The organism is Salinicola sp. (assembly GCF_982684285.1).
Map to the genome: position 1 here is coordinate 1 of NZ_CEXLVS010000129.1, position 8,691 is coordinate 8,691.

The 8,691-nt window shown below is 64.4% G+C and carries 9 protein-coding genes; 4 read left to right on the top strand and 5 right to left on the bottom strand.

Features of this window, described 5'->3' with window-relative positions; translation table 11 throughout:
• Together AC3AYF_RS12265 and AC3AYF_RS12270 are read right to left on the bottom strand one after the other, a co-directional pair.
• The coding region (locus AC3AYF_RS12265; protein WP_295039688.1) for a carbohydrate ABC transporter permease at positions 1 to 666 on the bottom strand (666 nt) is incomplete at its 3' end.
• A 104-nt stretch (positions 667 to 770) separates the two neighbouring features.
• Positions 771 to 2,090: an ABC transporter substrate-binding protein gene (locus AC3AYF_RS12270; RefSeq protein ID WP_487779794.1), complete on the bottom strand. Its 1,320-nt coding sequence runs from the start codon at positions 2,088 to 2,090 to the stop codon at positions 771 to 773.
• A gap of 469 nt (positions 2,091 to 2,559) precedes the next feature.
• On the opposite strand from AC3AYF_RS12270, the gene AC3AYF_RS12275 reads away from it, so the two are divergent.
• On the top strand, positions 2,560 to 3,549 hold the full coding sequence (locus AC3AYF_RS12275; protein WP_295039692.1) for a LacI family DNA-binding transcriptional regulator: 990 nt from the start codon (positions 2,560 to 2,562) through the stop codon (positions 3,547 to 3,549).
• 50 nt (positions 3,550 to 3,599) lie between these two features.
• Here the strand turns inward: AC3AYF_RS12275 and AC3AYF_RS12280 are convergent, their stop codons facing one another.
• The 3 genes from AC3AYF_RS12280 to AC3AYF_RS12290 all read right to left on the bottom strand — a co-directional run bounded on the left by AC3AYF_RS12280 (position 3,600) and on the right by AC3AYF_RS12290 (position 6,118).
• Complete coding sequence (locus tag AC3AYF_RS12280; protein WP_295039695.1) at positions 3,600 to 5,024, bottom strand: sensor histidine kinase; 1,425 nt, start codon at positions 5,022 to 5,024, stop codon at positions 3,600 to 3,602.
• On the bottom strand, positions 5,021 to 5,692 hold the full coding sequence (locus AC3AYF_RS12285) for a response regulator (protein WP_295039698.1): 672 nt from the start codon (positions 5,690 to 5,692) through the stop codon (positions 5,021 to 5,023). Before AC3AYF_RS12285 ends, AC3AYF_RS12280 begins: the two co-directional genes overlap by 4 nt.
• A gap of 81 nt (positions 5,693 to 5,773) precedes the next feature.
• A complete protein-coding gene (locus AC3AYF_RS12290) occupies positions 5,774 to 6,118 on the bottom strand; it encodes a PepSY domain-containing protein (RefSeq protein ID WP_295039700.1) in 345 nt (114 codons plus the stop codon).
• 214 nt (positions 6,119 to 6,332) lie between these two features.
• Here AC3AYF_RS12290 and AC3AYF_RS12295 point away from each other — a divergent pair, with 214 nt between their 5' ends.
• The 3 genes from AC3AYF_RS12295 to AC3AYF_RS12305 all read left to right on the top strand — a co-directional run.
• The gene (locus AC3AYF_RS12295) at positions 6,333 to 6,821 is read left to right on the top strand and encodes a hypothetical protein (RefSeq protein ID WP_295039702.1); all 489 of its coding nucleotides are present in this window, start codon (positions 6,333 to 6,335) and stop codon (positions 6,819 to 6,821) included.
• Positions 6,818 to 7,171, top strand: a complete 354-nt coding sequence (locus tag AC3AYF_RS12300; RefSeq protein ID WP_295039705.1) for a hypothetical protein — start codon at positions 6,818 to 6,820, stop codon at positions 7,169 to 7,171. Before AC3AYF_RS12295 ends, AC3AYF_RS12300 begins: the two co-directional genes overlap by 4 nt.
• A gap of 246 nt (positions 7,172 to 7,417) precedes the next feature.
• Positions 7,418 to 8,691: nitrate- and nitrite sensing domain-containing protein (locus AC3AYF_RS12305; RefSeq protein WP_487779795.1), on the top strand; the 1,274-nt coding region annotated here is incomplete at its 3' end.

Consider the following 8,691-nt stretch of genomic DNA (forward strand, 5'->3'; position numbering starts at 1 on the left):
GATCACGATATGGAGAAACTCCTGCCAGGCGCTGGCGCCATCGAGCTTGGCCGCCTCGATCTGGTCCTCCGGCAGCGATTGCAGGCCGGTCAGCAGCACCAGCAGCGCGAACGGTGTCCATTCCCAGGTGATCATGATGATCACCGACAGCATCGGGTAGTGGGCGAGCCAGTCGACCGGCTCGAGCCCCAGCTGCCGCGCCACCCAGGCGAACAGGCCGTAGACGGGGTGGAACAGCATGTTCTTCCAGATCAGCCCGGTCACCACCGGCATCACGAAGAACGGCGCGACCGCCAGCGTGCGTGCCACGCCACGGCCGACGAAGGTCCGGTTGAACAGCAGCGCCAGCGCCAGGCCCAGGCAGACCGTGATCAGCAGGCTGGCGGCGACGATGATCAGGGTGTTGGCCAGCGATTTCCAGAAAGTGGGATCGCTCAACAGGATGGCGAAATTTCCCAACCCGGCGAAGCCGTTGTACATCGGCATGATCAGGTTGTACTGCTGGAACGAGTAGTAGATGGTCATTGCCAGCGGCACGAGCATCCAGATCAGCAGGAAGATGACCGCCGGAGCCATCAACAGTCGCGTGGTGCGAGCGAACGAGCGCGCACCGGTCACTTCGGCGGATGGCGCGGTGGTCGAGGCGGTTCGAGAAATGGCTTTCATGCGTGATTCCCGTGGCTTTGGATTGCGTCATGCAACCACTGGTCCGACTTACGCAGCGACACCGCCGATCACCTGGCGGATCGGCGGTGTCCGTGGCGAATCGCTTACTGCGGTTTGCCGGTCTGCTGCATGATGCGGTCGGTAAAGGTCTGTCCCTGTTGCAGCGCTTCATCGACGCTGCTCTGACCGGACAGCATCGCCGCCATCAGCTGGCCGACCCGCGTACCGATCGCCTGGAACTGGGGAATGGTGACGAACTGCACGCCGGTATAGGGCACTTCCTGCGCGCTGGGGTCGTTGGGGCTGGCGCTCTTGATCGCCGTCTCGACCAGCGGGGCGAACGGTGCCGCCTTGACGTAGTCTTCGCTGGAATAGGTCGACTGACGCGTTCCCGGGGGGACGGCCAGCCAGCCCTTGTCGTCAGCCACGGCCTGGATGTAGTCCATGGAGGTCGCCCAGTCGACGAAGGTCTTCGCCGCTTCCTGTTGCTTGGAGGACTGCGGCACGGCCAGCGCCCAGGTGAACAGCCAGTTGGAGCCTTTCTCCGTGGTCTCGTAAGGCGCCTGGGCGAAGCCGACCTTGTCGGCGACCTGCGAGGTCTCCGGGTCGCTCACATAGCTGGCCGCAACGGTGGAATCCACCCACATCCCGCACTGGCCATTGGCGAACAGCGTCTCGGACTCGGTGAAGCCATTGGAGGTCACGCCCGGGGGGCCATAATCGTTGAGCAGGTCGACATAGGCGTTGGCCGCGTTCTTCCACTCCTCGCTGGTCAGCTGCGGCTTCCAGTCCATGTCGAACCAGCGACCGCCGAAACTGTTGACCATGGTGCCGAACAGCGCCATGTTCTGGCCCCACCCGGGCAGTCCACGCAGGCAGATGCCATAGACGCCGTCCGAGGGCGAGTGAATCTTGGAGGCGAACTCCTCGACCTGGCTCCAGGTCGGCTTGTCCGGCATCTCGATACCGGCCTTCTCGAACAGGTCCTTGCGGTAATAGGTCACCGAGGACTCCGCGTAGAACGGCAGGGCGTAGAGCGTACCGTCGACCGACAGCCCCTCCTTCACCGGCACGAGCAGGTCATCGACATCGTAGCTCTCGGGCAGGTTCTCCATCGGCGTCAGCCAGTCGTTCTGCGCCCAGATCGGCGTCTCGTAGTTGCTCACGGTGACCACGTCATACTGGCCGGCCCCGCTGGCGATATCGGTGGTGACCTTCTGCCGCAACTCGTTTTCCGGTAGCGTCACCCAGTTGACCTTGATATCCGGATGCGCGTCGTTGAACGCCGACATCATGCTCTGCATGGTCACCATATCGGGGTTGTTCACCGTGGCGACGGTGATTTCCGTGCTCTGTGCCATGGCGGCGGAGCAGGCACTCAAGCCCGCGATCCCGACACCTGAAATGAACAAGGCAAGTCTCATCTGGAATTCCTCTCGTAGCGCTCGTTATTGCTATGGTTTTCCACGGCGGCCGCATTCGACGGCTGTCACGCCGAGCATCGAACGATCCCACGGGTACGATCCGACCCAATTTATCCAGGCTGGCGTTATGGTGAAGAGGATCGACCGTGCATTCTTGGATGCCTGCCCTGACGCACATGACATCAAGAAGAAATCATAGCGTTAACACTGAAGGAATCAAGCAGGGGGCGTTTTAAATTGTTCAATAAAATCAATTAATTATTTATTATTAGACCAATGTTTAATGCCCCGGATAGACCTAAGTTGTAGAGAAAAAGCCACCTCGCGCCGACAATATCGATGTTATAAAATGACACAAAATGATATCAGTTGCTCATGATATTCACTGAGTCGGGCCGGCCACCCGGCCTCGCCAGCCACCGTCTCGACAGGTCGCAGAACCAAGAGTGTCACCAGGGAGATGAGGTCGATGCCTCGAACCACGCTCGAAGATATTGCCCGACAAGCCGGCGTCAGCAAGATCACCGTCTCGCGGGCCTTCTCTTCCCCGGAGAAGGTGCACGCCGAGACCCGCGATCAGATATTGCGAATCGCCCGCGAACTCAACTACGTCTCCCAGTCGCAGGCGCTCAACCGCGATCCCGCGATCACGCGTACGCTGGGCGTCGTCAACCCCAACATGAGCAACCCCTTCTTCGGCCGGATGACCCGGGAGATCACGCTGGCAGCCAGGGCCCGGGGCTACACGGTGCTGGTCTTCGACTCCTACGAGTCGGAAACCCTGGAAGACGAGGCGATCGGCAAGCTGATCGAATTCTCCGTCGATGCCGTCATCCTGTCGGTCATCTCCTCGGACATCGACTACCACCCCGCGTACCTGGATCGCCTGGAGGCGGCCAAGATTCCCGTGGTGCTGGTCGATCGCGAACTCAAGGCCGCTCACTACGGCGGGGTCTACATCGACAACCTCGACTGCGGCTACCAGGCCGGGCGCTACTGTCTGGAGAGGGGGCTGGAGCAGCTGCTCGCCGTGTCGGGCCCGGCCGACTCGATGGTCTCGATCGGACGCATGTCGGGGCTGCGCGAAGCGCTCGGCAGCCGGCCGGTATCGCTCGAGGTGATCTACAGCGACTTCAGCTTCGAGCCGGCCTACCGGGCGCTGCGCGACTACCTGCGCGACCACCCCTGGCCGGAAGCCATCATCGGGGCCAACAACCAGATCACCATGGCGGTGCTGAAGCTCTGTCACGAGCAGGGCATCGTGCCGCAGCAGGACATCCAGCTGTTCAGCATCGACGACATCGAGCACAGCGACGTGTTCGGGGTACATATCCCCTGCATCCACCACAACCTGCCGGAGATCGCCCAGCAGGCACTACAGCTGGCATTGGCGGCGATCCAGTCACCGGAGCAGCGCGGCTTCCGCACCGTGGTGCGAGGAGAGCTCCGCACCGAGTGACATGCCGGGGCGGCCAGGCATCGCCTCCGCGAGGACCGGGCAGCGAACGCTCAATCGGATGCCGACGTGCGGCCGGCAGCACTGCCAGCCTGCGCGGATACCGGCGACGCAGGCAACCAGACGTCGGCCGCCAGCCCGCCCAGCGCCGCACGCTCGAGGCGCAGGGTGCCGCCGTACAGCATCATCAGGTCCTCGACGATCGACAGCCCCAGCCCCGATCCCGAGCCACGGGCGTCCAGGCGCACCCCCCGCGCCAGCGCCGACTCGCCCTGGGCCCGCGTCATTCCCGGGCCGTCATCCTCGATCCGCAGGCGAACGCCCTGCGGTACCTGGGAGACCGTGAACGAGACCCGGGAGCTTGCCCAGCGCAGCGCGTTCTCCAGCAGGTTGCCGGTGAGCTCCTGGATATCCTGCGGGTCGATGCGCGCCGCCGCCCTGGGGTCGATATCGGCATCGAACCGCACCCCGCGACGCTCCGCGAGCCTGGCCAGTCCCTGCACGACCGGAGCGATCGCGTCGCCGATCGCCACGCGCCCCGAGAATGCCACGCCGCCCGCCGCCGAGGCTCGAGCCAGATGGTGGCGCACAGCGTCGTCGATGCGCGTCAGTTCGGTGTTGATGGGCCTGCGCTGCGCTTCGGGAAAGCGTTCCGACAGGGTCTTCAGCACGCTGACCGGCGTCTTCAGCGCATGGGCCAGATTGCCGGCCGCCGCACGCCCGCGCTCGATCAGGCGTCGGTCGCGCTCCAGCACCCCGTTCATGGCCAACGCCAACTCCTTCAGCTCCACCGGCAACTGCGTGTCAAGCCGTTCGCTCTCGCCCTCCTCCACCGCGCGCAGATTGGCGGACATCCGTCTCAGTGGCGCGAGCCCCCAGCGCATCTGGAGCGCCAGGCCCGCGAGCAGCAACACGCCAAAGGTGGCCAGCGACAGGATCAGCAGCCGCTCGAAGCGCCCGACCTCGTGATCCAGCTCCGCGGTCGAACCCGCCAGCGCCACGTGGATGACGTCGCGATAACCCGGCAGCCGGAGATCCCGTTCGATCATGCGCAGCGCGTCGTCACGCGGACCGCTGACTTCATAGATATTGACCCCCTCGTGGTGCCCGGGAACGGGCAGCCGCTGGTCCCACAGCGAGCGCGAGGTCATGGTGAGATCGCCACCGTCGCTCACCTGCCAGTACCAGCCGGAGTAGACGCGGTCGAAGCGAGCGTCGCCCAGTGAGCGATTGAGTTGAAGACGTTGACCGACGTTGTCGACCTGGATCCCGGCCAGCAGCGCATTGAGCTGGGATTCGAGCCGGCTGTCGAAGGAAGCGGTGGCGGACTGGCGAAAGTTGTAACTCAGCCCGATGCCGGCCAAGGGCAGGAGCACGATGACCAGCATCAACGACGCCACCAGCAGACGCGCCCCCAATGGCGCCAGGCGCAGGCGCTCGCCCAGGCGGGACACCCAGCGTGGCTGCCAACGCCTCAAGGGCCGGCCTCGAGATCGACCAGGCGATAGCCCTGGCCCCGCAGCGTCTCGATCCGGGCACGGCCGAACTTGCGTCGCAGTCGACTGATCTGCACGTCGATGACGTTGGAGTCGGGCTCATGATCGCGGTTGTAGACGTGCTCGACCAGCTCGGCCCGACTGACGATGCGCGGTGAGGCGTGCATCAGGTAGGAGAGCAGCCGGGACTCCTGGGCGGTCAGCGTGATGGGGCGACCCGCCAGGGAGACGCTGCCGGAGTGCGTGTCCAGGGTCAGCTCCCCCACCCGGATCACCGGATGGGCATGGCCGTGGCTGCGCCGGACCAGCGCGCGCAGGCGGAACAGCACTTCGGCGGTCTCGAACGGCTTGACCACGTAGTCATCGGCGCCGGCGGAAAAGCCCGCGGCCTTGTCGGACCAGCGCTCCCGCGCCGTCAGGACCAGCACCGGCAGGTCGATATCGTCCTCCCGCCACTGGGAGAGCCAGCGGGTGCCGTCGCCATCGGGCAGCCCCAAATCCAGGATGATCGCATCGTAACGCTCGGTGCGGACCAGGAAGTCGGCTTCCTGTCCGGTGGTCGTCGACTCGATCAGCAACCCGGCCTCGGCCAGGGCATCGGCCAGCGCCTCGGCAAGCGCCGCATCGTCCTCGACCAACAGTACCTTCATTACCGACTCCCCGGTTCAAGATTCACCCGTCACCGTCGCTCGGCGGAGATCCGGCCGATGGCGCCGCGTGACGCCGATGACTCACGGCGATTTCTTCATCGCCTCGATATTAACGCCTTCGATGCTCAGCAGCTCGCCGTCGGTGGCGTCGAACTCGAACTCCACCACCTGCCCCTGGGGCCCGATCATTTCCACCTCGTACTCGATCCGGCCATCCTCCTGCTCCAGCTCGACCTCGAGAATCTGCCCCTCGTAGCGGGCCTCCAGCCAGTCCATGATCTCGTCGATACCGACCAGATGGCCCTCCTTGACCTCCTTGTGGAGATCCCGCCAATTGTCGCCATCGGCACTCACGGGCACCAGCGCCCCGCTCATCATCAGCGGCAGGGTCACGGTCAGCAGCATAAGAAGGTTGCGAAGTTTCATGGTATCAGTGTGCCGCAACCGCCATGAATCCGACATGAACATTCAGTCGGTCGAACGCGACTCCCCGTTCAGGCCAGCGACGGGCGATTAACGCAACATGAATGTCGTCGTCAGTTCGAGGCAAGGTCCCCCCGCGTATAACGGGTGATAGCGTCGGCCACGGCCGACCGGCGCGATCAGCGCCTACCGGAAAACGCTCCTCAGGAGGTCCGTCATGAAAAATTGTCTATGGGTACTCCCTGCCGTCGCGCTCGGCGGAGGCTTCGGCGCCAACGCCCTGGCGGGTGACACCACACTCTCCTACGGTCAATTGGAGAAGCTGCTCAACAGCGCCGAGGATTACGGTTTCAATCGCTACGAGAAACTGGATGCCGATCACGATGACAATCGATTCGAGATCGAAGGCTGGCGCGCCGATGGCTGGGAACTCGATGTCTCGATGACGCTGAACGAGGGCACGTTGATGCGCGAGAGTCAGCGGAAGTCGATCGCCCCCGACTGGGGTCTGACCAAGGAGGAGTTGAATGCCGCGCTCTCGAAAGCCCGGGCCGAGGGGATGCAACATTTCGCGGCGCTCGAGGTCGATAGTGATGGGCATGTCGAGATCGAGGGCTACAATGCGCAGCAAGGGCAGTTCGAACTCGACCTGCACCGCGAGGAGCTGAATTCCGAACATCGCGACACTGGGAGTGCCAACGGATGACCGACAACCGCCAGAAGGACAACGCCGCCTGGCGTGCCGCCCAGCAGTGGCGCGAGCGCGTTCAGCAGTCCCGCCCCAGCCAGGGAGCCAGCGGCATCCGACTGCTGCTGACCTGGCTGCTGTTCGGCGCCATGCTGATCATCGGCACCCTGCTCGGCCTCTTCCTGCTGATCATCGGCTGGGCGATGCTGCCGTTTCTCCGCCATCGAATGAACAAGCGCGCCGAGCAGGTTCGCGCGTCCCGGGCTCAGTACGCCGGCGGCAGCGCCGACCACGGCGGCGATGCCTCCTCCGGGCGCTCTCAGCGCGTGCTCGACGGCGAATACGAAGTTCGCTCGAAGGAAGGCTAACCGCGCCGTTCCCGGCCACCCCTGCCGCCCCCTCGTCATCAATCGAACCGTCTCGCGGCGAACAGGGGGCTGTCCAGTCCTCGATCGCCATTCCCGCCCCTCTCCCGCGACGCTACCGCGTGCGCCTCTTCGGCGTACGCGGTAGAGTCGGTTACGACCTTGGTATAATCCGCGATAACGATGCGCCGGCAGCGCATCGGCGAGATGACTCCGACAACAATAATTCGACATAGGGCTTCGTGACCCATGGAAGCGATCGACCGGCTGCTGCGTGCGGCCAAGATTTCCGAGATCGAGCAGTTGACCGGCCTGGCGGAAACCGCCGCCGTCGTCGGCGACATCAGCCGTTTCGTGCATGCGCTGCAGCGCGAGCGCGGTGCCTCCAGTATCTACCTCGGCTCACGAGGCCGACGCTTCGCCACGCAACGCCGCCAGCGTATCGCCGACAGCCGGCAGGCCGAGACCACGCTTCGCCAGCGCCTCGAAGAGTGGGCAACCCCGCAAACCGACCGAGCCCCGCACCGGCTCGCCAATACCCGCCTGCTGATCCGGGTCGCCGCGGTCTGGCACGGGCTCGATGCGCTCCCCGGCATCCGCCTGGAGATCGACGCACACCGCCTGACCGCGGACGACGCCGTGCGGCTGTTCAACCGCCTGATCAGCAACCTGCTATCGGTCATCTTCGAAGCCGCGGATACCGCCGGCGACATCGAAATCACCCGCGTACTGGTATGTCTGTTCCACTTCATCCAGGGCAAGGAGCTGGCCGGACAGGAGCGCGCCTGCGGCGCCTTCGGCTTCACGCTGGGCGCCTTCGACGAGGCCCATCGCCAGACGCTACGCCAATTGATCGATGCCCAGCAGCGCTGCTTCGAGACCTTCGCCGAATTCGCCAGTGCCGACCTGGCCTCTCGTTGGCGCCGGGAGCTCGACCAGCCGGTTCACGGCGCCATCGATCGGCTGCGTGAACTGGCGACGCAGGAGACACCGCTACCTGGAGATCTCGACGATCCCGGCGAGCAGTGGTTCGCGATCGCCACCCAGCGCATCGACGCCATGAAGGGGATCGAGGATCGTCTGGTCGAGGAGCTTCAGCACAGCTGCCGCGAGCGCATCGTCCAGACCGAACGCGACATCGAAAATGGCTCGGGTCCGCAGGAGGCATTGAATGGGGAGCCGTGGGCGGCTCCGCTGAACCTGCTGCTGGAGGTACCGGCCTCGGACCAGGCAGCGGGGCTTGGCGCCCTGACCGCCAATACGATGGATTCACGCTTCAGTCGCTCGCTGATCGACCTGGTACAGCTGCAGAACGCCAGGCTGCAGCAGATCAGCGACGAGCTCGAAACTACCCGCCGGACACTACGCGATCGCAAGCGGATCGATCGCGCCAAGGGGTTGCTCATCGACGAGTGCGATCTGAAAGAGGCGGACGCGTTCGCCTTCATCCAGCGCACTGCGATGAGCGAGCGCACCAAGATGCGCGACGTCGCCGAACGCATTCTCGACGGCTCGCTCCGGCC